A 26,713-nucleotide genomic window follows, 5' to 3' on the forward strand; every position below is an offset into this window, starting at 1 on the left:
AGGAAGTCCCGCGAATTGTAAGATAAGCGGGACTTCGTTTTTTTAGTTTAGCCTATGAGATATTTTCTTTTCATCATTTTACTGTGTGGTAGCAATGCAATAGCGCAGTCGCGCAAGACACTTGATTTCAATACGCACTGGGCCTTTCACCGCGGAGAGGTAAAGAACGGTGAAGATGTGGGCCTGGATGATAAGGATTGGCTTGCAGTCAGTGTTCCGCACGTGATGCGTATTGAAAAAAAGCACAACGGCGGTAACCAGGTGTACCAGGGCATTGGCTGGTACCGGCGTTATTTTCGTTTGTCGCCGGCGGACAGGGGAAAGAGGATCAGCATCTGCTTTGATGGCGTACAAACTAATTGCACGGTGTTTCTTAACGGCAGGCAAATAACTACGCACGCCGGTGGCTATATGGGATTTGTGGCAGACATTACCCAGGCTGTGCAATGGGACAGACAGAATATCCTGGCCATAAGGGTTTCCAATACCGATGACCCGCATACGCCACCTGGCAAGCCACAAGCGAAGCTTGATTTCAATTACTTCGGCGGCATCTACCGGAATGTGCGGTTATTGATCACGAGCCCATTGTATATTTCCCATCCGCTGGAAGCGAGCAAGGTAGCAGGTGGCGGTGTTTTCATCTCCTGCGGAGAAGCTACAGGGGAGCATGCCACGGTTAAAATAAATACGCATCTTGTCAACGCAGGCGCTCCTGCAGGCGCGAGACTGGTATCCCGGCTGCTGGACGGGCATGGTGTAGTTGTTGCATCCGCTGATAACCGCGCTACACTCCTTCAGGGAGGTGACACAACCTTATATCAGCAGTTGCAGGTACATCAGCCACAATTATGGCATCCTGATCATCCATATCTTTACAGGCTGGTGTCGCTGGTTTACAACAACAATAAACTGGCAGACAGCCTGGTAACGTATACGGGCATACGTCATTTAGCCTTCAGGCCTGACGGCTTTTACCTGAACGGCGAAAGGCTCTATCTGCGTGGCGCCAACAGGCACCAGGCTTACCAAAACATCGGGGATGCTGCCTCCGACCGCCTTCAGTACCTGGATGCCGTTCAGCTGAAACGCGGCGGCTTCAATGCGGTCAGGGCAGCTCACTACCCGCAATCGCCCGCCTTCCTTGATGCCTGTGATTCGCTTGGTTTGCTGGTCATTGCGTGCGAGCCGGGATGGCAGTACTTCAGCAAAGATCCGCTCTTTGTAAATAACACGTACCGCGACATACGGGAGATGATAAGACGGGACAGGAACCACCCGTCTGTATTTCTCTGGGAAACATCGCTGAATGAGTCGCCCACACCCGCTTCCTGGATGCAGCAGGCAGTGTCCGTGGCGCACCAGGAGATGCCTGGCGACCAACTATTCCTCGCAGACGATTTCAATGCGCGCAGCCGCGACTATTACAATGTATCGTATAAAGTAGTGAATGAAGACGGTTCTGACCCTATGCCTTCCAGACCCTTTCTTACCCGTGAATGGGGCGATTCGTGGATGGCGGATGCTGCGGGGGAAAACAGTTTGAGAGCCAGCAGGATGTACACGGAAAAGGGCATGATTAATCAATGTGTGCTCCGGCAGAACGCACTCAACGGCGAAACATCAGAAGCCGCAGGTGGATACTGGGACCACGGCGGGCTTGACGCCCATCCTCGCATTGGCGGATATTTCGTCTGGAGCTACAACGATTATGCCCGTGGCGCCGATGCGGTTACCGCGTTCAGTGGTGTAGTAGATCTTGACCGTTATGAGAAATTCGGCTACTACCAGCTGCAATCCATGCAGCAGGCGCGCAACCCCGTATATGGTCCTATGGTGTTTATTGCCAGCTTCAATAACCAGCCATCTGACACTTCCATTATGGTATTCTCGAATTGCGATACCGTGCAGCTCTTCCGCAACGGACAACTGGTTGGCCAGTCTACCCGTTCTCAGAACGCTGCTATGGCACCGCATGTAGCTGCCAAAGGCGGCAGCCCCTACTTCATTTTCCACACCGGGAAATACGAAGCAGGTGAACTGAAGGCTATTGGTTTTGTTGATGGGAAAGCTGTTCATGAGCATGTGGTGCGCACCCCACAGGAACCAGACCATCTCGAAATTGTGATCCCTGAAGGGCAGCCTGTTGCTCCGGCCAATGGCTGGGAAATGACGCCTTTTTATGTAAAGGTTTGCGACAAATATGGTACGCTTGTATCCAACAAGAAGGCCGCTCAAACTTATGATATTCGTATAGCCATTACCGGGGAAGGCCATCTTATAGGCGGCAATATACCCGATGCCGGCATATCCTTACAGGCCACGGAAGGTGGTATTGCTTACGGCATTATACGGCATGGTGCGAAGGCGGGCGATATTACTATCAGCGCCCATTCGCCGGGCATAAAAGCGGCAGCAAAAACATTCCGCATGCTGCCTGCCGACGCAGCACAGGTAAGCGATGGACACCACGCCACGTGGAAAAGTGAAGACGAAGCAAATATCTCCGGCTATTACGCTCACGCGGTCATCAACCCGCATCTTCAGGAGATATCATTACAAAACAAACCGGTTACCGTAACACCGCTGTCCAATGATGCATCCGTTCACAAGATCACGGACAATAATACTACTACGGGATGGACAGCTGGCACCCACGCTTTACCGGTGACCATTACTATAGACCTGGAAGGTAATTATCTCCTGGACGGTAGCCGTATCGTATGGGGCAAGGATAGTGACTGGTATATCTACAGCGTTTCTGTTTCTGCTGACGGGAATGACTGGAAACAGGTGAAAGCTCCGGAGAAAGTATCTGGCCAGGATTACAAACCAGTAACGATTCCAGCGGTGGAAGCCCGTTTTTTGCGTGTCAGCGTCAGTGGAATGCAACCTGAAACCAGTAAGGTTTCTGTTAAGGAGATTACGTTGTATGGAAGTAAAAAATGATAAGGCATTGGCCAACCTTTATAAAAGAGAACAGCTCACCAAAAATGGTGAGCTGTTCTCTTTATGGACAATATACTAAGCTGCATTGCATTAAAGCTACGTTTACCCATTACAGATATAAACAGCTTCCCCCTTACAACAGAACAAATGTATAGTTCCCAATCCTAACTTTAGCGGTTCCTGCAAGCGGTATTTTAACAAAAAATTGTCTTTCCGCAAATGATACAACGTTGCAATATTTACGAATATTGCGACATTCATCAATAGTATAAAACGGAGCACTATGAACTTTAAGCAAACCTGTTTCAGGAGCCTTGCTGTACTGGCGATTCTGTACACAGCACCTTTGTCAGCCCAAGAGAAGAAGTTATCAGCACTTACCCAGGAAGATCTTCTTACTGATTTTGATCTTATGTCGAAGATATTACAGCATCAACATCCCAACATTTATAAATTCACCGATTCTGTCACTTTCAGGCACAGTATTGACTCACTAAGAAGCAACATTATCCGCCATCCGACTATTTACACATTCTTTACAAACCTCCCATCCAATCTTGTCAGAGACGCCCATTTATCATTAAGTCCGTCTAACGATTACAGCAAAGAGCTCTATAGCGATATGCACTTTTTTCCATTCCCGGTAATTATAGAGCGGGGGCGTATGTTCGTCGACATTAAGGGGGAACAGATACCATTTGGTACTGAAATACTCAGCATCAACGACGTATCTGTAAAAGATATACTCCAGCGGTTATCGCGATTGTCGAACAGTGACGGATACACGAATAATGGCATAGACCGGGTCAACTATGACTTCCAGTTCTACTATGGTATCACCACGCCTGAAGCCCGTTCTTTCAAGATTGTCTATAAAGACCCCGGCAGCAGTAAAACCAGTCATATTACCCTCCCCGCTCTGGCTCCGGCAGCTGCATATCACTCAACAAACCGGCGGGTGCTTCCGGTGAATACGTTACAGCGGGCTTATAATATATACACAGACTTTCTGGAAAATGAGCAAACGGGTGTTCTTACTGTCAACACATTTAGTCTGGGTGAAGCAGAGGCATATAAGGAGTTCAGTAAATTTTTTAAAGAAGTGAATAAACGTAAGTTTAAACAAGTGATCATCGACATTCGCAGTAATTATGGCGGTGACCCTGCTATTTCCTCACTGTTATACTCTTTTCTCTCAGACAAGCCGTTTACCAACATTTATAATTACCGTACACATACCATTGACATCAGTTACCCGGAATATGTGGTGGATGGCAGCAATCGCCGTGTATCGGAAGAGGATATACGCAACAACAAAAATTTCTATTATCAACGCTTCGACAGAGACAGTTCCGGCATATATAATGGTAATGCCAGGTTGAAAGAAGGATTGCTGGAAAATTATCCGCCTGATAAGGACGCATTTCATGGTCGTGTTTTTGTGTTAACCGGAGGCGGTACTATCTCTGCGGCTACTTATTTTGCCACCCTTGTACAAAAGAATAAACGGGGTATTATAACAGGCAAAGAAACAGGAAGTGGCGAAGCATCTACCACTGCTGCGTGGTTCGTGCAATATCTGCTCCCCGGTACTAAAAGTATACTTACAGTTCCCAGAACCGAAATATATTTCTTTAATGCCACTACGGACAATGGTCATGGTGTGATCCCCGACAAGGAGGTACCGTTGCCTGCCTTCATTCAATACCTACAGGCAGGTAAAGACCCTGAGCTATCCTTTGTTCTGGACATGAAGGATAAATAACATACTACATTTACTTACGGCTATTACAGTAGCTTCTTATATATGTATGCCAGCAGACCGGAATTCGTTCCGGTCTGTTTCCGGCAAAGCGTTAACCTGTCTGTTTACCCTGTAGCCATTTATGGCTCATCTTATCCTGCATGCGCTCAGACCGGGCGGGGCTGCCAGTTGAAGAAAAAATCAAACATTGGTTTATTTTATGTGTTAATTCAAAGTAATTAAGTTATATAGCAATTATCTGTAGATCAAAACGTATTATCAAATGAAAAGCAAGCTGTCATTTCTGCTCCTATCGCTGTTATTCTATCACTACGTCCAAGCACAAACGGCGCCTGGCTTCAAGGAGCTGCTTGACAGTGCTATGGTTCGGGATGCAGACCTCAGGACCCAGCTTACCAAAAACAAACTCACCGGATTGGACCAGCACAAGCTGAAAGATGTTTACCTCCCGACCCTGGAAGTAAGCGGAATGGCCGGTTATCTGAATGCAACGGCGCGTGTCATTTCCCCGGAGCTGAACCTGCAACCATTTCTGACTATCCCCGAAGGCAAATACAACAACAATATCAACGTATCCGGGTTTTCGGGGCTGGCTAAAGCGGAAGCCAAAATGCTGCTGTATTCCGGTGGAAAAGTGAAACAACTCAGCAAGGCTCTGGAAGAAAAGCGGCAATCAGAAAACATTCTGCTGGAAAAAACATCCGACGAAGTAGTGACGGTCATTTCCAGGGCATATGATCAATTAGCGCTTGTACATCAATCGAGGAAAGTACTGGACGAGGCCAAAAGGCGACTGGACGCCAATCGTAAAACGGCAGACAAAGCGCTGGGATATGGCCTGATCACTCCTTATGACCATAAAAAAATAGAACTGGCGCAGGCCACGCTCGATTCCAAAGTAGCTGAATACGAGGGCAAGAAGGAATTGTTGCTGACCCAACTGGAAGTTTTGACAGGTGTGTCCAAGGACAGACTACGGTTGATTGACCCGGTACTGGCACCGGTTGCACTTCAGGCGCCACGGAAAGGCATTGAGCAGCGCGCTGAAATCCGGGCACTGGACCATGGCATCAATGCATCCGGCTACAAAATAAAAGCCGAACAAACCTGGTGGATACCCAAAGTACAATTGATGGCATCCACTTATTATATTGGTCTTTACGGCACCAGGATCAAGTCGTCGGATAATATCATCCCTCCTATTCCGGCCATTGGTTACCCCGGGCGCAAACTGGACTGGCGGCCTACCAACCTGAATATTTTCCCCTTGCTCACGGCGGGTGTCGGTTTTAAATGGGAGATTTTCGATGGCAGGGAAGGTAAACACGCTATTGAGACTGCACGCATTGACCGGGAACTGTTGCAGAACCAGAAATACGACGCCCTTCGCAAGCTCACGTTGAACCAGGCCAATAACCAGTCCAACTACGATATTGCCAATGCCCAGATCGCGCTGAAGAAGAAGGAGAAGGAAATGGCCAATAATGCATTGGTACAGGCAGAGAAAGAGTTCAGATACGGGATGTCCAAATCCACCCAGCTGATAGAAGCAGAAAACGACCTGGAGGCAGCGGAGCTGGAGTATCAGAATGCTATTTTTAATCAGCGCAGGGCGGCTGTGGAGGTGATGCGATCTACCCAGGAGCTGGACATCAATAAATTGTATTGATGCACTACCATTACTCAAATTAATTACTATAAGATGAAAGTAACTACACCCATATTATTAATCTGTTTATTGGCGCTGGCAAGCTGTTCTTCCAAAAAGGAAAGGGCTGACCAGTTTGAAGGGAAGGCAAAAAAAGATGTAATATCCTTTGCCCCGAAGGTGACGGGCAGAATACTGAATATCTATGTGAAAGAAGGCCAGTCGGTAAACAAAGGTGATACCCTTGCATTGCTGGATGTACCTGAAGTTTCTGCTAAGATAGCACAGGCACAGGGAGCGGTGAACGCTGCTACCGCGCAGGAACAAATGGCCCGCAACGGCGCCACTGCCGACCAGATGAAGCAACTGCAGGCAAAATACAAAGGGCTGAAGGAACAATATGAATTCGCCCGTAAATCATATACCAGGGCCACCAATATGTTTAACGACAGTCTCATGTCGCCACAGGCATACGATGAAATTTATGCAAAAATGCAGGGCGCCAAAGCGCAATATGATGCGGTAGTTGCCGAACTGGATGATGTAAAAAGAGGTACCCGCGTTGAGAAGGTGAACATGGCCGCAGGCCAGGCCTCACAGGCCAGAGGCGCTTTACAGGAAGCGAATGTGGCGTATTCTGAACGGTATATCATCGCGACCAACGACATGGAAATAGAAACAATCAGTCTGAACCCCGGGGAACTGGCTACTGCCGGCTTTGCATTGTTCAATGGCTACATCCCCGGCAGTATCTGGTTCCGGTTCACAGTACCGGAGAGTAAGATCTCAAAATATAAAAAAGGCCAGGATGTAAAATTACAGCTGACGTACAACCAGGAAGAACTGGATGGTACCATTGCCTATATCAAACAACTGACCCGCTACGCGGATATCACCACCGCCTACCCCGACTATCAGCCCCAGGATGCCATTTATGAGATCAAAGTGGTACCTAAAGACCCAGGCAAGGTAAAAGACATACTGGTAAACGCAAGTGTTATACTGAAATAATCAGGCATGAAAGAATTTTTCCGATTGTTGAAACGGGAGTTTAAGTTGTTCCTTGGCAACTCCACCCTGCGCTCGGTCTTTTTCCTGGCGCCGGTTTTGTACGCCACCCTCATTGGCTTTGTGTACAAAAGCGGGAAGGTGGAGAATATACCCGTTATCGTTATAGATAAAGATAATACTCCATTGTCCAATCAGCTGGTGGAGATGCTGGGCGACAACAAAAGCATCAAAACGCTGAAATATTTGCAGGAACCCGGCAATGTCAACGATGAAGTAATCAGAAAGGAGGCCGCAGCTGTAGTGATGATCCCTGCACGCTTTGAGGCCGATATCCTACAAAAGAAATATCCGGAAGTGAATGTGTATGTTAACACCAGTAACATGTTGACCGCCAACTTCGCATCCAAGGGGTTGCAGCTCACCATTGGTACTTTCTCTGCGGGGGTTTCTATCAAGGGGCTTCAGAAAATGGGGATGCCTGCTGTGAGGGCCGCCACCCAATATGAACCGTTTAAAACAAACTACATCACCCTTTTCAATACTACCAGTAACTACCTGATATTTATGTGGCCGGCTATGCTGGCAGTGGTATTGCAACAGGTAATTCTTTTGGCAATGGCCATCAGTTTTGCGGCTGAGTTCCAGCGCGGCTCTTTCGTAACCGAATATGCCCATATGCGCCGGTGGGCATTCCCCATTATGCTGATCAAGGTGATTCCGATCTGGATTTTCTCCATTCTCATCGTATGCATCTATTACCTCATGCACCTATTTTTTAATGTGCCGATGCCGCAAGGTATCCTGAATTTTATATGGCTGACAGCATTCTTCGTGGGTGCTGCGTCTTTCATGGGGGTATTTGTGAGCATCCTGATCCCGGATGCGCTGAAGGCGACGCAGGTATTAATGGTAATTGCATCACCCGCATTTATCATCAGTGGTTTTACCTGGCCACTCAGCGCCATGCCTGCATTTGTGCAGTTCCTGGCGAGTATCATCCCGCTCACACCTTTTCTGCAGGCCTTTAAGATCCTCTTAATACAAAAGGGATCTGTTGAACTGACCGATCCTTACATCAGGCACCTGGGAATATTGGTGGTGGTGTATGCCTTTCTGGGGTGGCTGGCGTTAAAGATAAAACTACGTTACCTGTTCAGGACCGCGAAAGAAAATAAGGGATGATAATGTCTATAAAGACATTATTATTTTTCATAGAAAATAAAATCCGTCATCAAAGGTTCTATGCCGCTTTGCCTGAACTCCGTTGCCATTTGCGCCCTGTGATAGGTAGAGTGATTAATGATATGAAATAATATCCCGCTGACTTTCTTGCTGAAAGGCTTTCCTTTGATCCTGGCATGCTGAATGAGATCATTCATATCAAATTTGTTGATGATCTGCAAAGTATGTTCATAGTTTGCGTTGTCAATATCCCGGCAGTCTTGAAGCGCGTGCATATCCCATATTCCGGAAGCGGTGTCCCTGGCATCTATTCTGTTATTCCAGATCTGGTGGCCATTCAATATATGATTATATAGCTTCAACGCTTTTTCTGAAACCGTGTCTGCATTAGCATTAAGCACCTCCCACAATTGCTGATTGACGTGGTGATTATATTCGAATAATTCTTTAAAGAAATCTTTCATAGACTGCTAGTGTTCTTTTGATATAAGCGCTTCCATTTCTATCTCAATTATCATATCAGGTAATCCAGGTATAAATATTTTCAAGAATTACGTTATCAAAAGTACAACCATAATGTTTGAGCCGTCAATATTTTTAAATATTGTTATGCAATATTGACTTATACTGCTCATATTCTTGCCTTATAGCAACATACTCTGCCCCCAATTATATATTTGGAGGATGACTCATAGGCTATTTCACCTCCTGGTATTGTTTACCGTACCTGTTATTGCACAGACGAAACATATACCCTTAGATAACCGCTGGACCACGTGGTCAGCGCAACCGGCCACAAAATGGGAAGATGCCTTTGTCACAGGTAACGGGCATCATGGCATGATGATGATGGGCAAAGCTGGAGACGAACGCATCATCTGTGTGCAGGAAGAATTGCTTCTTCGCGCGTGGGACCGTAACAAGATAGCGGTTGCCAATATTGCCGGATTATTACCAGCTGTAAGACAGATGGTAGATTCCGGGAAACTGGATGCCGCCGCCGCATTTGCCACCGATGCAGCCCGCAAACAATTGAACGACATGGGCGCACCGCAGGCATGGCCGGTTTCGCCACATCCGGCTTTTGATCTCAATATACATACCAGCAGCCAGGGCGCCATCAACCACTACAAACGTTCGATGAACATGGAAACCGGTGAAGTGCGCAGTAGCTGGCAGGACACCGCTGGTGGAGTTGAATACAATATATTTTCTTCCCGCGCAGCCAATGTAAATGTGATGCGCATCCGTGGTATCAATGGCAGAAAATTGTCCACCACACTTGCCCTGCATGAAACACCCGGCCGCCACGGACAGATTGATAAAGTGGACGTAAGCAAGGCTTTCCGTAATATCAGCACCCTCGCAGAAAAAGGTGGATGGCTCGCCTATCATGCCCAATATGCCCGCGATTCCGGCGGTTATGAAGGGTTGGCCCGCGTTACCATCAAGGGTGGCAGCATGACGGCAGACAGTAGTGATTTACAGATCAATAACGCCAACGAGATACTTGTAGTGCTGCGTATTACGCCTTTGCAATACGGCGCTACCACACAACGCGTAGCGGTACAAAATGAACTGGCGGCATTGGCGCTTAATTATGATGACCTCCTCCAACCACATGCTGCTTTACATGGGGCTATGTTCAGGCGCACGCAGCTCGATCTGGGCTGCGCAATGCAATGGGCATCCACGCCTATTGAAAAAATGCTTGCCGATGCACATCAGCAAGGCGCCACGCCATTATTCCTGGAGCAGATGCATGCCATGGGACGCTACCTGTTGATTTCTTCTTCCGGGAAGTACCCACCGCCACTACAGGGCATTTGGGGTGGCGGCTGGACGCCCGCATGGAATGGAGGCTTTGTTTTTGATTCCAATGTGAATCTCGCTATATCTGCTATCTCTACGGGCGATCTGTCTGAATGCGCGGAATCGTATTTCAGTTATGTGGAACGCCTGTTGCCCGCCTGGCGTCTGAATGCCGTAAATTACCTTGGTTGCCGGGGCTTTCTCGTACCTCATTACAGTGATCCTGAAAAAGGCTACCTCAATCATTTCGGCGCCGGCTATCCCTGGATGTACTGGCCCTCCGGCGCGGGATGGAACCTGATGCCGTTTTATGAACATGGTATGCTCACCGGTGATACTGCCTTCCTGCGTAAACGGGTGCTACCGCTGTATCTGGAGATGGCGCAGTTCTACGAGGACTATCTTACAAAAGGCAAAGATGGATATTATCATATCTCTCCAGGCATATCACCGGAAAATAATGTCGGCAATAATGAAACAACACTGGCAAAAGATTGTACCATCGATATTGCTGTAGCACGTGAAGTATTTGATCATCTGTTGAAAATGGGCAGATTATTCGGCCTGGAAAAAATGCAAACAGACAAATGGCAGTATTACTATGATCGTATAATGCCTTACCGTATCAATGCAGATGGCGCCCTGGCTGAATGGGCACAACCGGATTATCCGGATAATTATGCTCACCGGCATAACTCTCACCTGTACCCAATATTTCCCGGAACAGCATTCTTACAACCCGGTTCAGATTCCCGGTTGTTGCAAGCTGCAAGGGTAGCGCTTTCAAAGCGTTTCAGCACTGATACTGAATCTGCACACGGATTAATACACATCGCACTGATGGCCGCGCGTCTGCATGATGCGGCAAAAGTTGCGACCAATCTTCAACGTTTTGCACAAAGACATTATGTCTACGATGGACTAGTGACATCTCACAACCCGGAACATTCCATCTACAATCTCGATGCAGCACTGAGCTTACAACGCCTTCTGTCAGATCTGCTGGTGTTCTCACAACCAGGACGAGTGGAATTATTACCGGCCTGCACCAGTAGCTTCCCCCGTGGAACCTTATCAGGTTTGCGGATACATGGCGGACATAAACTCGATGTCACCTGGGCCAATGGCGTATTGGTCAGCGCCGTGGTACATGCAGGCCATAACGATAGTTGTGCATTTGTTTGCGGTAATAAGTCTGTAGCCATCAAAATGATTGCAGGAAAGCAATACCGCTTTAACAGCCAGTTACAATTGAGGTAGTAATTGTGTTAAGACACAATGGTGCGCAAAGTAATTAAACTATAACCAGTACATCAGCGCAGGCACGCCAGCAAATACTATTTATTGGTGTGCCTTCTTACATTATTGATTCATATCTGATTACCAATTGTTGCTGGACAGTCTGTAAAAACTCCGAAAGGATTACTGGTTTGATCATACAAGTGTTTGCCCCTGCGTTTCGGAGACTGTCATATTCTGTTTGCCCGTCCACCAGGAAGGCATTTCCGGTTATGGCTATAATAGGGATACTATTGTAATCAGGTTGCAGGCGTAATTTCTGTATAAGACTCTTTCCATCCATCCGGGGCATGTAGGTATCTGTTACAATCAGGTGTGGCCGGCACTCCCGCAGTATGGATAGCGCCTCTATGCCATTGGTACATTTTGCAGTTGTAGCGCCCGCAGCCTCCAGGAATCTTCCAAGCAGGTTTAAGCTAATATCGTCATCGTCAACGATCAGAACCTTGTAGCCCTTCAACAGGTCGCTTACGTCGTCAGACTGAATCAAGGCTTCAAATGGTACGATAGTATCTTCTTTGAAGTGCAGCCAGAATTCAAAAACTGCATTTCCTCCTACATTATAGGCTATTACATCTCCATTGAGCAGATTCAGCATCTGCTTAGTGATAACCAGTCCAATACCAGTACCATCCGTGAAATTGTTCCGGGCTGACTCAAACTGTTCAAATAACTTCTTCAAACGCTCTGGCGGGATCTCCCCTTTACTGATTATCTTACACCGCAGTACAGATTCTTCTGAAACCCATAACTTCAACTGCATATTACTGTTACGATCTCCAAACTTGGCAGCATTAGAAATGAGGTTATTCAGCACTTTTGTTAAAATCAATTTATCCGTACTGAAGAAAGACGGCACAGTCAAACTAATGTCATAATCAATAGTAATCAACCGGTGTGTAGCAATATACCTGTTTATGGACACACACATCTCAAGTAGCTGCCTAATATCTACACGCTCATACCGTACTTCATTAAATTTTCCCGCAGAAATTTTTGTAAAATCCAATACATTATTAATAATATTTCTGGTGAGTAATGCAGCATCATACATTCGCGTCAGTTCAGGATTAATGGCTGTCACGAATTCATTTCCCTGGAATTTCTCTTTCGTAAACTGTACGAGTTGAACACCGCCAATTACTCCGTTTAGTGGTGTCCGGATTTCGTGGAATGTCTCTTTCAAAAACGACGTTGTAGCTGACATTCGCCGATTAGCAGCTTGTAATTGTGTAATCAGTGTTGTCAATTCTGTTCTGACGGAAAGAATGACATATATAATAAAGGCAAGCATCCCCGAAGATGTACAGATGCGCATAATAAACGCAGAGCGATCATCTATATCCATGGGGTGTACAATCTTAAAATAACTGTTGAGTTGTAGCGTGATAAACAGCAATAGCACCAACGCAAAACATATCTGCATTACAAGGGTGTTTTTGTAAATCAGAAATGCTCTGCAAACCAGGAAGACGAGTAAAAATGCTATTACTACTTCGTATGGAATCGCTTTACCCAAAACTATTGTCCAGTATAAAGCGGCTATATAATGTATTATAAACATGCCCAGGTTGGCGGCATCATGCCTTTTATAGGCGTTGAAAACAATGAGCAGGTACATACCTGTACCTTCAATGAGCAGCGGAACTAGTATGAATAGTGAAGGAACCAGGAAATAAAATACGCCACCTAATATAAATACCAGCGTGCCTGTCAGCAGAGCAAGCGTATTTACGACGATTACATGTTTTCTTTTTTCATCAAGGCTGGTATCAGCAGTTCCTACATCCAGCAGATTTTTTATAAACATAGAAACAGCTTTGGTTGTCATGCTTGAGGGTTTAGGGTCAGATGCTTAGGGTTTTCATTTATATAACGGTCTCTGTTCAACCTTGCTATAATACGGAAAAATAGTCATTTTGATTGAACTGAATAATCAACGGTATCTATACATACGATGATTAATATGTATCTGGATTTATCCGGTAGCTGGATAGCTTTCGGTTATTTTCTTTGCATTTTTCAGATGATCAGGTCCCTCGCGATGAAATGCAATCAATGTACGATGGGCGTTTGCCCCTGGAAGTTGATGAAATATGATTTCAACCGATCCAAAATCAGGTTCTTTTCTTCCTGAGTTACTTTTTCATTATTATCCCATTCCTTAATAGATTCACTAAAAATAGCACCGTTTCTGATCTGTATCTCACATAATAATCCTCTATTGCCCTGCTGGTAAAAAAGGCGTTCTCCCCGCTCGATAACCCTGATTTTATATCCTCCGGTTTTGTTGTCTTCTATCATTGCTCCGGTTGCTTTATCCTCTTTAAGTTCCTTGATGTATTCTTTTTCTTTTTTATTCATAGTTAATCAATATTAATGTACATGAACATGTCCATTTTTGGCCTTCGTACCATCTTTCTTCATTCTGAAAATATTTTTGACTTTTTTATTCTTCAGCAACGCCTTTTTCTCGATACGCCACCAGGTGCGTTCACCATATGGTCCGAATCTTTTGGCACCAGTAGAAAAAACATGTACATCCCCTTTAGCCGCATCAGCAAACCGTTTGGATGCGATGTCCCAAACTTCGGCAGCCTCATGACCTGGCAAATTATCGAACAATTTCAGGTTATCCAAATACTTACCACCTACTGTCTGTTGGGGAAACGCCACCAGCTCTGCGCCAAAGGAGTTCTATTTATTTTCCAGTGCTTTGAGCAGGTTATTCAGTGATTGCAATTTTGAAGTAGGTTCAATATTGACATGGCTTCTGGCGAAGCTGGCGCCTTTAGATTGCAGCAACTCCATCAGCTTTTCCGCCCGGTCAGTGGAGGATTCCAGCATCTCCGGAAGAATCTTCTGTTCCAGGGCAATCATACCTTTAACACCACCCGGGCCTCTTCTGGTAGCCTGCCATGGACCGCCGTAGAATGTTTTATCGAGGTGGATGTGCATATCCCTGAAGGCGGGGAGCATCAGCCAGCCTTTCGCATCAATAGCATTGGCAGTATTGGGTTTATTATTTGATGCGATCAGGGATGAGTTGAGTTCGTCTGACTCAGTACAGGAGATTATCAGCGCAAGAGCGGCTGTAATTGCGGCGATTGTGAGCAAGGAAGCAGAGAATATTTTTACGGATCTGAAAGTGTTCCAGTCCAATCCAAGGCTCGCAAAATTCAATCTGTTGATTGATAAATACTACAAGCAGGAGAAACTGGTGGGATTCTATGCATCAAAGCTGCACATCTCTGCCAATTATCTCAACATCCTTTGCAAAAACAATCTGCATGTATCAGCCACCAAGTTGATCCAGCAACGTGTATTGCCGGAAGCAAAACGGTTGCTTCAGACAACAGATCATTCTATAAAAGAAATTGCATTTGAGCCCGGCTTTGTAGATCACGCGTACTTTTCCAATTTCTTTAAAGCCCAGGCAGGTATTACGCCAACGCAGTTCAGAGAAGGATAGCGCACACACATTACTCCCCCAAAAAGCTTAAAAGTTAAGCTTACAAGCCTTCTCAGTAGCCGGAGGTGGAATAATCAGCAAAGCTTTATTTTGCCTGTCTGGCAATCTTCTGCAAGCTAACATTCTCGCAAATAGCATATACTGCATAGAAGAACATCAGCATAAATATTGTATACTTACTGGTGTTTGCTCTGTTAATAACAGCATAAATAGTAATACCTGCCAGGCAAAGCATCATTCTGCTGATCATTGCACCGTAGACACGAAGCATAAATACGCTGTTGCTTTCGGCTTGTACGCCTTTGCGGCTCATATTGTAGGTAAACGCTGAAAGTAAAGCCAGCGCCAAGTTTCCGAAGAGTAATACATTGTGGTGAACACCATTGTCTAACATCCAGGCCTTTAATAATAATAACGCGCCGTTCAATAAAATAAAAACGCCAATGACTCTAAAGTAAAATCTATCCCACATTTCTGCTCGAACATTTAATAATTAGGGCCGCAAAGCTAAGATCAAAATTGATAATGACAAAATGATCAGCAATAAAAAGCGTGTCAATCAGCAATTATTTTGCGTTTCCAATAAATACCTACAGACCTCGATGAGCGGAGAAGGCACGCCAGCATTGCATTACCCAATAATGAAATTTACTATGTTAAATTTGTTAATTGAATGATGAAAGCAAGCAAGCAAAACGACGTATAACTAAAACAAGAATGACTTGTAAGTTAAACTTACAAGTCATTCTTATTTCACGAACCAGGAAGATTACATACAATTATATGAATTTCAATTCATTACATACAATCTGTATTGAAAAAATATCATAAAAAACTTCAGTATTTGCATCTTCTGCCATCTAATAAGCGAGCAGAAATGATGCGGGCGCATATTTGTTTAATTTAAAAGAAAATATGCCCTTGTTGACCTGTATTCTCTTTCCAGCAGGAGTTCCACGCAAATCTATTGGCACTACGGCCTTTACTTTACTTTCCTGGCCCAAATTTACTATGCACTCACCTCCGTTACCGGCTTGTTCCCACAGACGCAGAATCGTTCCTTCACCGTCAGGATTTTCGCCATATGCGGTAATCAGCACGCCCTTTCTTGATGTAGTTATTCCACTTTTACTAACGGGCATTTTTCCTGCTTCGCCGTCAGCAACTGCAGTTAATAAGGGTAAACGGGCCTCCCATGCATTTTGTACCAGGTTGTCAGTAGTATGTGAGCCTTTATTCAACGGCCATACCCGAACACTTTCGCTCCATGAACCATCTTGCCATAAAGCATAATTGGTGTTCCACATATTATTGTAAAGATTAACAAATACAGACGGAACAGCGGGCACATAGTCCAGAGAATACTTCCACAATCCTAACTCCCCCAGGCTAATCAGTGGTGCGTCTACAGGCGATAGCGCCATACCCGATTGATCCGGCCCTACAACAGCGACGCCTGTGTTTACCGCCATAAGATGCCTATTGGTACCTGTAATAATATCTTTTGCCGGATCTATGGCACCGCCTAAACGACCAACGGTGAAGGTTGGTTGTTTTACACCAAACGGAAAGCAAAGCCACCCTCCTTCCGGTTGTTTATCTGCGGTTTTGGCATTTACAGTCCATTCTACATCTACGTAAGCCTCATTTCGGGGAAAGGTGAAAGTCAGCGTATAATTCTTTGCATAGCCTTCTGTAGCATCAGTAGTTAACGTTGCTATATCTGCGACACCGGAGTGAATGATCGTTATTTTCCAGCTTTGGGGGGTAAATGACAGATAGGGAATCTTATCTGCGCCGGGTATCCCCGGTTTCCCCAAATCATTTAATCCCCATCCATCTTTTATGCGGCTATACGCATTAAACCATTGATTGACTTCATTCGCACTAAAACGCTCATGGAGAAACTGTCCCAAGACATATTTTGAAGACTGATCGACCAGCTCCCGGCCTGTAGATTTCTCAACTAAAGAAGCAATGCCTCCCTTTTTTAAATCAAAAGCAACGTTAAAATAAGGCGTGTTGAAACTAGGATGATCATCACTGATGATATTTCCACTTTTAAGCTCATCGGGGGTAAAAGTTTTATATCCGGATGGTGGCACCTCCTTTACATAAACATAGCTGCCCTTTTGAAAAGGGTTTTCGATCATTCCGGACCGTTTCCACGGCAAAGGGTTATATACCACAAGTCGTTTTCCGCTCCTGTTCACCGATGTTGCCAGGAGGTTCAAATCTTTAGTCAGCTCCCTGGTTACAAGATCGTTTGTATTGCGGATATACTGGCGTTTGACGTCATAAGAGTACAGCCATTTTCTTTTGCTTCCGGTGGTGGTGTTTTGTGCGTCGCTATTTTTCAGGGCCGCATAATTGCCGTTTTCAGGAAGGGGTTCAGCCGCTGCTTCCTGCATCCATTTTTTCCACGCCTCTCCGTAACTATACCGGGGGCCATATTCAGCATTCATTCCCCAGGTATGTTCAGCATATAAAAGGCTTTGTTCGTAGGCCTTTGCTAACACTGTAGCGATGGACCCAACAGGTAATCCCCATGCCTTCATTTGGGTATGCAACCCATCAAGTGCCGATTCCATCGGACGAATATTTCTTGCAAGTTTTGTTTCCTGTGGATTCGTCTGTACCCCATGAATCCACGTATCAGGACAATCACCTTTGACAGTAGGCAGCGGAGGGTTCTCTGCCAATACAGCCCTGGCAAAATCATCCAGCGTTCCAAAATGTACTTTTACACCCGGTAATTCCTTTTCCGCATAGGCCAGCAACTTGCGGATCTCCTGTGATGAAGGCGGGCCATGATTATCTCCAGTCATTTGCATAGCGAGATAATTTTTACCTGGCCAGTTGGGAGTAGGCCGAATATCAGAACCATACAACGCGGTGTAATTACATAAGACTTTCGAACCATCTGGCCCCTCCCACCAAAACAGCCCGGGGAATCTGGGATACTGGCTGGCAGGATTACATCCCAATTGTAAAAACCGGATGCCTGCATGTTTCAGCAATGTGGGCATAATCCAGGAATGACTAGGTACATCAGTCATTTTCGCACTAATGGGTAGTGGCAGTCCATATTTTCTTGCAACATCAGAAGAAAAGCCCAATCCCCGCACCAGGTCTTCATAATCCAGCGATTCAGTTTGCATGGTAAATGGAAGACCATGTACAGCTATAGCACCTGATTTAATGGCTTTTTCAATTCTTGCCTTTCGTTCAGGTGTTTGTAAAGGCCCTAATATCTGCGCCTGCAGGGGCCATCCGGAAACCGTCCATGCAAAATGCATTTCTTTGGGTAATGATTCACTGCTCTCAATTGTCTTCAGTGCATTATCCATCATCTCTTCCCTGTAGCGTCTAAATACATTTTCCGGCAAATCCGTAAATCCAAGATCAAAATGAGTTTTAAATACCACCCAGATATCGGTCACTTTTGAATTTGCCCGTTTAGTATTTTTTGGGGCCTGCCCAAATGCTGCAGAGACGAATAATACCAAACCGATTAATAGGGCTTTTACTTCTTTCACTTTCGAATTGAATTGAATTGAATAATAATTGGACGATATTTCTAAATCAAGTTTAATGCCGCCTTCATATAGCCCAGTGTATAAGCCATACCTGCATACCAGGGAGCATCGCAACTCATTTGAGGAGTATGATCAGGGATAAATACGCCATCAAATTTCTTTTCTTTAAATATTTTCAAAATCCGTATCAGATCAATATCCCCCTCATCGACGAAGACCTCTTTATAATGAGGAACTTTGCCTTTCACATTTCTGAAATGCACATAAGCAACGTTTGGTGCGTATTGCTCAGTAGCCTGATAAACATCTCCTTCCGTCATTTCAGCAATAGAGCCAAGGCAGAACTCCAGCATATTATTCCTGCTGGGTTTAATATCCAGTAATTTCTGATATAACTGAGGTTGGTAAACCAACCGGGGCGTTTTCCTTATGAACGGCATCGGCGGATCATCGGGGTGGGCTGCGAGTTTTACGCCGGCTTGTTCTGCAACAGGGATTAATTCATTTAAAAACCATGCAAGCCTTTCCCATAATTGTTCGTGCGTAATTTCAGGCATAAATCCTACCGGTGCATTTTTATCATAGACCATATTCCAAACCATACCATTGGGGACAGGCCTTTGGTCTACGCCATCCATACCAACGGAACGGGCGCCTCCGCGGGCAAAATTTCCGGTAATACGACTGCTTACCCCTGCCAGACTGAAGTTGTATCCAAATACCGGAATCCCAGCTTCGCCAACATTGCGGATGATTTGTTTCAGGTTCTCGATTTGCTTCTTTTTTTGGGGGCCGTCCAGTAGTATATCGTACCAGTGTGCAGGATCGAAGTTTTCAATGGCCTCCAGTTCCAAACCTGCTTCATTAATTTCCTTCTTCAATTGCACCAATTCATCAACTGTCCATATCTTTCCGGGGTCTCCTGCAAATCCCCAACCGGAGTTATCGCCAATGGGTTGATCATTTTTATTTTCCTGGTTCCCCTGGTTGAAATAATCTACCAGGTGTACTACAAGATGTGTGCAACCACACTGCCTCGCAAAATCATAATGCTGTTTGTTGAGCATGTGGCGGTAAAGCCCCAAACCTAATTTCATTTATATTAAATTTTACTTTTTTAGAGGATGCCATATTTCCTGAATACATCAGTACTACTCATACCATTTTCAATTTCCTTACGAACGACTTTTTCTCCTCTGGCTTTTTCAAGCGCTTTGGCTATCACTTCCTCCTCATATTTTTGGGGGATAACCAATACCCCATCCAAATCACCGAATATCAAATCTCCAGGTTTTACCCAGACGTCACCCACTTGAATGTCGCAACGAAAGTCGGCCACCTGCGTACGCACTGATGAATCCTGGCCATACCGTCCCCGGCTGAATACCGGCCAGTTTTGTTCGACAACTTTATGGGTATCCCTGTGAAATCCATTGATTACAGCACCAGTGGCCCCTCTTATTCTTGCCGTTGCCGTAAGCAGTTCACCCCAATAGGCACAGCGCATTTCGCCACCGCTGGCTATGTATACATCGCCGCTCTCCAATTGATCAAGCGCCTCTGTTAATAAGCCAAAGGGCTTTTTCTGCGGTCCATATACATCTATCATTAATACCGGCATCGCTCTTCCTACTATCACATCAGATGTGTGTATAGGCTGGATGGAATAAGGGAGGAACTGATGATAGCACCCGAATCCATCCAATATGTCTCCTACAACCGGGGTGTATAATTCCTTCTTAAAAAGCTCGAAAAGCTCGATATCGTTCGCCCAGGATTTCATAAAAATATGTTTTTACATGCTTTGATTTAAAGTATCCCGTATTTGCTTGTTCAATTCTGATTTTTCCTGTTGGGATAATGATTTATACACGAAGTCTCCAAGATGCGTGTTACTTTTTTCTACGATAATCAGTTCCGCATCTTTTTTCATTGCAATATTATGCCACACATTTACGGGGATATTGTATGTGACACCAGGTATCATATGAATGCACTGAAATGCGAAACCTGTTGTGTGTTCCTCTGCGGCAATGAGCACGGCGGCGCCTTTCAGCAGGATAAACACTTCGTCCGTTTGCCTGTGCTTATCCATTTTTTCAATGCCGAAAACATCCTGCTCAGGCATGTAGTTCAGTTGCGCCACCTGCCAGTTATCTTTTATAAAGAACGGGTTATAGCCTTCGCCTGAATGCGTATAAATCTCTATTAATGTTGTGTTCATTTGTTCTACTGTTAAGGGCGGGGATCGTAAGGAATTGTATTCTCTTTGTAGGCGCCATCAATATATATCTCTGTTGCGGTACAATAGGCGGCCTTATCGCTGGCAAGGAACGCGCAGGTCCAGGCCACATCATCAACAACACCTATCCTTCCCAGAGGTATCCATGTATTGAATTTATCTCTGCCAAATTTTTCAATTTCTGATTTATTCATTTCGGTTTGAATAGCGCCCGGAGAAACAGTAATTACGCGGATATTGTTTTCGGCAAGTTCTAATGCCAGGCATTTGGTCATCATATTCATTCCTGCTTTGGAGGCGCAATAATGCACCAATCCTTTTCTTGGTACTTTATCATGGATAGATGAAATATTGATGATGACCCCACTGTTTTGTTTCACCATTCTTTTTCCTGCTTCCTGCGCACAAATAAAAGCGCCTTTCAGGTTTACGTTAAAGATCAAATCCCACTCGTCCAGGTTCAGGTTGATGGCATGTCCGATGGTTTCGCAACCTGCGTTGTTGACCAATATGTCTATTTTACCGAGGTTGTTATCGATGAATTCAAACATCTGTATAACAGCCTTCTGGTCAGCGATATCAGCCTGAAATACGAACACCTTAACGCCATATTCCCGTTGAAGATCACCGGCTAGTACTTCTGCACTATGTTTATTACCCAGGTAATTAACAACTACATTGGCCCCACAGGAAGCCATCGCCCGACATATTGCAGCGCCAATCCCCTGGCTTCCACCGGTAACCAATACATTCCTATTTTTCAGATCGATGGAATTTTCCATAGCATATCGATTTAGATTTCTTTATTGGTCAACAGTCGCGGATAGTCGGATAGCATTTCAAATCCGTCTTTCGTTATCAGTATATTATCTTCAATCCTGACTCCACAACCTATTTCTTCACCATAAATCCCGGGCTCAACTGTTAACAGCATCCCTTCTTTCAGCACCCCTGCCGAATCAGGAGAAAGCGATGGGCCCATATCATGGTACCTGAAGCCCACGTGATGGCCCAATGCATGATTAAAATATGCTCCCAATCCGGCGTCTTTGATATGTTTTCGTGCAACAGCATCAATATCGGCCATCAATACACCAGGTTTCATCATAGTAATGGCTTTTTGTTGCGCCTCAAGCACCAAATTAAAAATCTTTTTTTGTTGCTCAGATAATTCGCCTGTCTGACCGGTACGTGTAATATCTGCCCAATACCCGTTTACGCAAATTGCCATTTCCAACATGACCATCTCACCTGGTTGTAATTTTTTTCCGGTTGACCTGTTATACTTTCCTCCTGCTGCTGCATTTCTCCCTGATAATATCATTGGCCATGCCTTTGAAAAATATATTCCATCACTACCTATCATTCTATGTACTGCGTATTCAATCAGACCGGCCAGCTCAGCTTCTGAAATACCGGGCTTTAAATTTTCATAAAATGTATCTACTGCAATGGCGGCAATCCTATGTGTACGATAGAGACATTGAACGTCTGCTTCGGTTTTATATACGTAAAGATTTAAAAGATCCTGCGTTGCGTCTTTAAACCCGCCTTCCGTCAAAGAAGAAAGTCTGTCGACCAGATCAGCAGGTAAAGGAGGCTGTTCTCCCGACATCATACAAGGCGCCGTTCCTCCGATACTTTTTATAAATGAAACGGGAAGATGCTGAACATTTTTTTCAGTCAACGTTTCTTTGATCAAGTTGATTAAAATCTCCCAGGGATTTGCGCAGTCCATTAGTCCCCAGGGGAATTTTTTCACCTTAACGTTCTCAGGCAAAATATCTTCCGGTTCCAGCTCAGGCACGAATAATACGGGTTCATCATTTTCCGTACAGACCAGGAATGAAAGTCCCCACAAAGGGAAATAGCCACAAGTAATCACCAGCTCATCCGGCCGCCAGAAAACCAGTGCACCCAGATTATGCAGCCGGATAATATTTTTCAGCATTTGTTCCCGCTGTAAATTCATAGTATATCTACTTTTTCCAGAAATGTTCAATTGCTTCCAATGATTTGCCCTTTGTTTCGGGCACGAGCTTCCTGACAAAATAAGCCGCCGGCAACATTACGAATGCGTATAATAAAAAAACATATCCTATTCCAATAGTTTCACGCAATACCGGATAGGTCTGTGTTACAAATGTGGATCCCAGGAATAAAGAAAGTGTCGCTACCGACATAGCCCTGCCTCTTATTTTTGTCGGATAAATTTCAGAGATCACCACCCATACCCCGGGTCCCAGTGTTGAAGCAAATACGGCTATATAGTAAATAAATGAGCCCAGTAAAAAGTTGCCGGTGGTATTCCCCTTTATGAACGCGACGCCTATGAGGAACAGTGCAAGACCAAGGCCGGCAAACCCCCAGATCAACACCGGCTTTCTTCCCCATTTATCAATTTTCCAGATGGCAACAAACGTAAATATCATATTGAAGAAACCTATGACAACGGCACTCCCCATAGCCGATCCGGCTTGTCCTCCCGCTTGTTCAAAGATTGCGGGGGCGTAATACATTACAGTCGTGATTCCGGAGAGCTGACTTAAAAAAGGCAGGGAAATTCCAATGATCAAAGCCAGGCGAATGCCCGGGGCAAGCAATTGCCTGAAGCTTCCGGATTCTTCAGAAATGCTTACTTCAATTGCACTTAACTCAGCTATTGCCATTTCTTTGCCATTAACACGTTCAAGTACCCTTTCCGCTTCCTCCATATGGCCTTCTTTCACCAACCATCTTGGGCTTTCCGGTACGAAAAGCAGGAAGACGAAAAAGAATAATGCCGGAATCATGTTGGAGCCAAGCATACCACGCCATACTTCAGCGACCAGATAATAATGCATAAGACCCGCGGAGTTTCCGGCTATATGGTTATCCGCATACTGCAAAAGGAAAGCGTTGGAGAGATAGGAACACAAGATACCCAATGTTATAGCCAATTGATAAAATGAAACCAACCTTCCCCTAAGCCCTGCGGGCGACAACTCAGAGATAAACATGGGAGCAACCATTGCGGCAAAACCAACGCCTATGCCTCCGATAATTCGTGCAGCAACGAGAAAGGATGACGTCTGTGCGACAGCGCACCCGATGGCTGATACAATAAATAAAAGCGCTGATGCTATAAGTATTTTTCTGCGGCCGTATTTATCTGATAAATAACCGGCAATAGCAGCCCCGATTACACAGCCCAGCAAAGCCGAGCTCATAAGCCAGCCTTCCATAACGGGAGACAAATGAAACTGTATCCTTAGAAAATTTATAGCTCCTGATATTACTGCCGTATCGAAGCCGAACAGAAAGCCGCCAAAACCGGCTGTAAGGCAAATTAATATGACATAAGCATTCCCATGCAATTTCATATAGCCACTTTAATCGTTATAAATATTGATTGGTCTACACAAGCCTGATCGTTGCGCCTAATGCATCAAGTCCTATGGATTGACAAACACCGATCCTTTGCTGTAGGTTCGCTTTTGCTATATCCCATTTACGATATCATCTGCAAGCCCCCATTGACTCCGGAATTGCTGAATATATAACTTATCATTTTCAATACTTGTATATTCAGGCTGAAACTGGTTATTGGATGTATCACGGGTTTTCCATATAGCGTTTGCTGTTGCATTAATATTATTTTTGAAATCAACTCCTGTAATACTTTTGTCAAGTGTTCCCAGATACCGCATCATGATCCCGCGGCCAGCGAGATAATCGCTGCCAAATTCGGGGCCCATATTTGCGATAAGAGGCGCTTCACGAATAATATGGTCTTTGTCGCTAACCAGCGTAGTTTTTATGCCGTTACTTATCAATGATATATAATGCTGCACCTTTGTCGTAAAGGTGTTGATATCGAAATTCACATCCTTTCTATGCGTTACTATCCATGTGGCAAGATTGTTTTTAATTGCCAGCATGTCGGAAAGCGCGGCCAGTAACATGCCCTGGTCACCCGTCCATACCCACCCTTTATACCAGGTTGGATGGGTGATTTCCGTATAGTCGGATCCATCAAAAAAAGCAGTTGGCCGTTCCTGCACCAATGCGCCACCGGAAGCGGTTTTCTTCAGATATTCATATTTATTTAGCTGAAACCAACTGTCAAACCATATCCATTGGTTGTAAGCCATGTCAAGGTATTTTTCATTATCGTTGATGTTCTCAGTAAGCATTAAGCGATAGATGCGGGTAGATAGCAAGAAAAACAAAACATTGGTTACTGTATTTTTTGCACCCTTACTATTGCCTTTGGCATCTCCATTACTGAAACCATGCGGCACCGGATTGGCCGACGACGAAAAATCATAAGCGTGATCTTTAGCCTGCTTCCAGCAGAAACCGGTGGAGAGTTGCAGATATTTGTCTGCTAACTGCTTATTACCTGCGCGTAATAAATGCCGCCTTGCATTAAGCCCCATCAACCCCCACCATCCAAAATCATCCGTCCATAGTCCGCCGGGGTCAATGCTTTTGAAATAGGCATAATCTTTTTCCAGCATCGTATTTACCCGCTGTTGTATGGATTTTACTTCCTTATCATCAGGCCATTTTTTATGCAGCGCGTCTGCGAAATTCAAACACGCATCGAAAGTGTTACCTCTTCTCCAGAAATCATTAAAATCCCAAACTTGTTCAAACCTGTTAAAGGCAGCGATACACTTTGCTTTAAGTTCAGCATCATATTGCCATTCTTTATCGAAGCTAATATTAGCGAAGGGTTTAATCAAGGGAAATAACAAGACATACCCTCCTGCAGTTTTTACAAAATTCCGTCTTTTCATGGCCGATTCAGTGTGGGGTCAAAACTAATTTCAATTAAACAACATTCCTACAAGCCTATAAATCGTTACTTAAACTATTTTAATCGATTTCTTCTAAAATATACAAATATGATTAATGTAGATAAAAAGACCGGGAAGGCGTACTTCGGCGAAGTGCAGAAGCGCCTGCAAACAGATAATTTAGTAACCCTCTATTAATGATAATTACCATTTTTTTAATCAGATTATGCATTATCATACAACAAAATGGAGAAAATTCATTTATAGATGCCGAATATCGTACCTTTAGGTATGCAAAATGAATTGCGATGAAGGCTAATTTAATTGAAGTAGGGGCCCTGAATATGCAGGGTATTTTTGTAAAAAAAGTCAACAAGAGTAATTTCAACTCTCTATTTCATTTTCATGAAGTGTGCGAATTGAATTATATAGTCGAAGGTACCGGGAAGAGTATTGTTGGTGACTGCATCAGAAATTACTCCGCCGGGGACCTGGTTTTACTGGGTCCTGATCTTCCTCATATCTGGTACGGGGACCCTTCTGCATGCGATTCAAAGGAGAGCCAGTCCGGGAAGGCAATTGTTGTTTATTTCCCCGCAAACTATATGAAATTTTTAGGCCTTGAAGAACCTTTTATACAGAAAGCGGAAAGCCTTGTTGAAAAATCCAAATCGGGTATCAGCTTTCCGTTAAAAACAAGGCAAAAGATAGCCATTTTATTAAACGAGATACTGAACGCAGCAGGCATCAGGAAAATAATCCTGTTCCTGGAAATAATGAATATTCTGATAGACACCAAAAAGTATGAGCAACTATCTTCTTTTTCATTCAGGTTTTCATTAAATGAAAAGGACACTGAAAGGATGAATAATGTTTACCGGTATGCATTGGAGAATTTCAGGGAACCCATTGACCTGGCAACTATTTCAAAAGTAGCCAACATGACGCCACCGGCTTTCTGTGGCTTTTTTAAGAAACGAACAGGAAAATCTTTTACTGCGTTTCTAAAT

22 protein-coding genes are annotated in these 26,713 nt (G+C 44.6%); 8 read left to right on the top strand and 14 right to left on the bottom strand.

The window, feature by feature from the left end; all coding sequences use genetic code 11:
* Positions 1-54: 54 nt before the first annotated feature.
* The 5 genes from VM802_RS25495 (at position 55) to VM802_RS25515 (ending at position 8,555) form a co-directional block, all read left to right on the top strand.
* Positions 55-2,949, top strand: coding sequence for a glycoside hydrolase family 2 TIM barrel-domain containing protein (locus VM802_RS25495; protein WP_325536012.1), 2,895 nt, complete (start codon positions 55-57; stop codon positions 2,947-2,949).
* 283 nt (positions 2,950-3,232) lie between these two features.
* Positions 3,233-4,714, top strand: a complete 1,482-nt coding sequence (locus tag VM802_RS25500) for a S41 family peptidase (RefSeq protein WP_325536014.1) — start codon at positions 3,233-3,235, stop codon at positions 4,712-4,714.
* A 262-nt stretch (positions 4,715-4,976) separates the two neighbouring features.
* Entirely contained in the window at positions 4,977-6,383 is a 1,407-nt protein-coding gene (locus tag VM802_RS25505; protein ID WP_325536016.1) for a TolC family protein, read from the top strand.
* Positions 6,384-6,416: 33 nt separating this feature from the next.
* Positions 6,417-7,373, top strand: coding sequence for an HlyD family secretion protein (locus VM802_RS25510; RefSeq protein WP_325536018.1), 957 nt, complete (start codon positions 6,417-6,419; stop codon positions 7,371-7,373).
* 6 nt (positions 7,374-7,379) lie between these two features.
* Entirely contained in the window at positions 7,380-8,555 is a 1,176-nt protein-coding gene (locus tag VM802_RS25515; protein WP_325536020.1) for an ABC transporter permease, read from the top strand.
* Between the two features lie 20 nt (positions 8,556-8,575).
* Here VM802_RS25515 and VM802_RS25520 read toward each other — a convergent pair whose 3' ends face one another.
* On the bottom strand, positions 8,576-9,019 hold the full coding sequence (locus VM802_RS25520; protein WP_325536022.1) for a DinB family protein: 444 nt from the start codon (positions 9,017-9,019) through the stop codon (positions 8,576-8,578).
* A gap of 220 nt (positions 9,020-9,239) precedes the next feature.
* Between VM802_RS25520 and VM802_RS25525 the strand changes: the two genes are divergently transcribed.
* Positions 9,240-11,627, top strand: a complete 2,388-nt coding sequence (locus VM802_RS25525) for a glycosyl hydrolase family 95 catalytic domain-containing protein (protein WP_325536024.1) — start codon at positions 9,240-9,242, stop codon at positions 11,625-11,627.
* Between the two features lie 97 nt (positions 11,628-11,724).
* Here the strand turns inward: VM802_RS25525 and VM802_RS25530 are convergent, their stop codons facing one another.
* The 4 genes from VM802_RS25530 to VM802_RS25545 form a co-directional block, all read right to left on the bottom strand.
* Positions 11,725-13,497 (bottom strand): response regulator, encoded by a 1,773-nt coding sequence (locus tag VM802_RS25530; protein WP_325536026.1) that lies wholly within the window; start codon positions 13,495-13,497, stop codon positions 11,725-11,727.
* Between the two features lie 224 nt (positions 13,498-13,721).
* On the bottom strand, positions 13,722-14,030 hold the full coding sequence (locus VM802_RS25535; RefSeq protein WP_325536028.1) for a hypothetical protein: 309 nt from the start codon (positions 14,028-14,030) through the stop codon (positions 13,722-13,724).
* 12 nt (positions 14,031-14,042) lie between these two features.
* Complete coding sequence (locus VM802_RS25540) at positions 14,043-14,306, bottom strand: hypothetical protein (protein WP_325536030.1); 264 nt, start codon at positions 14,304-14,306, stop codon at positions 14,043-14,045.
* 57 nt (positions 14,307-14,363) lie between these two features.
* Positions 14,364-14,783: an amidohydrolase family protein gene (locus VM802_RS25545; protein ID WP_325536032.1), complete on the bottom strand. Its 420-nt coding sequence runs from the start codon at positions 14,781-14,783 to the stop codon at positions 14,364-14,366.
* On the opposite strand from VM802_RS25545, the gene VM802_RS25550 reads away from it, so the two are divergent.
* Positions 14,776-15,138 (top strand): helix-turn-helix domain-containing protein, encoded by a 363-nt coding sequence (locus VM802_RS25550; protein WP_325536034.1) that lies wholly within the window; start codon positions 14,776-14,778, stop codon positions 15,136-15,138. The two genes, VM802_RS25545 and VM802_RS25550, sit on opposite strands and share 8 nt — an antisense overlap.
* 85 nt (positions 15,139-15,223) lie before the next feature.
* Here VM802_RS25550 and VM802_RS25555 read toward each other — a convergent pair whose 3' ends face one another.
* The 9 genes from VM802_RS25555 to VM802_RS25595 all read right to left on the bottom strand — a co-directional run bounded on the left by VM802_RS25555 (position 15,224) and on the right by VM802_RS25595 (position 25,703).
* Positions 15,224-15,610 (bottom strand): hypothetical protein, encoded by a 387-nt coding sequence (locus VM802_RS25555; protein WP_325536036.1) that lies wholly within the window; start codon positions 15,608-15,610, stop codon positions 15,224-15,226.
* 388 nt (positions 15,611-15,998) lie between these two features.
* Positions 15,999-18,677: a glycoside hydrolase family 38 N-terminal domain-containing protein gene (locus tag VM802_RS25560; RefSeq protein WP_325536038.1), complete on the bottom strand. Its 2,679-nt coding sequence runs from the start codon at positions 18,675-18,677 to the stop codon at positions 15,999-16,001.
* 41 nt (positions 18,678-18,718) lie between these two features.
* Positions 18,719-19,774, bottom strand: coding sequence for a mannonate dehydratase (locus VM802_RS25565; protein ID WP_325536040.1), 1,056 nt, complete (start codon positions 19,772-19,774; stop codon positions 18,719-18,721).
* Positions 19,775-19,794: 20 nt separating this feature from the next.
* Positions 19,795-20,460 carry an RraA family protein gene (locus tag VM802_RS25570; RefSeq protein ID WP_325536042.1) on the bottom strand — a complete coding sequence of 222 codons (666 nt, stop codon included), beginning with the start codon at positions 20,458-20,460 and terminating at the stop codon, positions 19,795-19,797.
* 12 nt (positions 20,461-20,472) lie between these two features.
* A complete protein-coding gene (locus VM802_RS25575) occupies positions 20,473-20,901 on the bottom strand; it encodes a hypothetical protein (RefSeq protein ID WP_325536044.1) in 429 nt (142 codons plus the stop codon).
* An 11-nt stretch (positions 20,902-20,912) separates the two neighbouring features.
* Positions 20,913-21,701, bottom strand: coding sequence for an SDR family NAD(P)-dependent oxidoreductase (locus VM802_RS25580; RefSeq protein ID WP_325536046.1), 789 nt, complete (start codon positions 21,699-21,701; stop codon positions 20,913-20,915).
* 11 nt (positions 21,702-21,712) lie between these two features.
* Positions 21,713-22,891 (bottom strand): M24 family metallopeptidase, encoded by a 1,179-nt coding sequence (locus tag VM802_RS25585; protein ID WP_325536048.1) that lies wholly within the window; start codon positions 22,889-22,891, stop codon positions 21,713-21,715.
* 7 nt (positions 22,892-22,898) lie between these two features.
* Positions 22,899-24,281: a sugar porter family MFS transporter gene (locus tag VM802_RS25590; protein ID WP_325536050.1), complete on the bottom strand. Its 1,383-nt coding sequence runs from the start codon at positions 24,279-24,281 to the stop codon at positions 22,899-22,901.
* Between the two features lie 117 nt (positions 24,282-24,398).
* Complete coding sequence (locus VM802_RS25595; protein ID WP_325536052.1) at positions 24,399-25,703, bottom strand: glycoside hydrolase family protein; 1,305 nt, start codon at positions 25,701-25,703, stop codon at positions 24,399-24,401.
* 308 nt (positions 25,704-26,011) lie between these two features.
* Here VM802_RS25595 and VM802_RS25600 point away from each other — a divergent pair.
* Positions 26,012-26,713: hypothetical protein (locus VM802_RS25600; RefSeq protein ID WP_325536054.1), on the top strand; the 702-nt coding region annotated here is incomplete at its 3' end.

It is taken from the genome of Chitinophaga sp. (assembly GCF_035538455.1).
In the GTDB taxonomy this organism is placed as follows: Bacteria; Bacteroidota; Bacteroidia; order Chitinophagales; family Chitinophagaceae; genus Chitinophaga.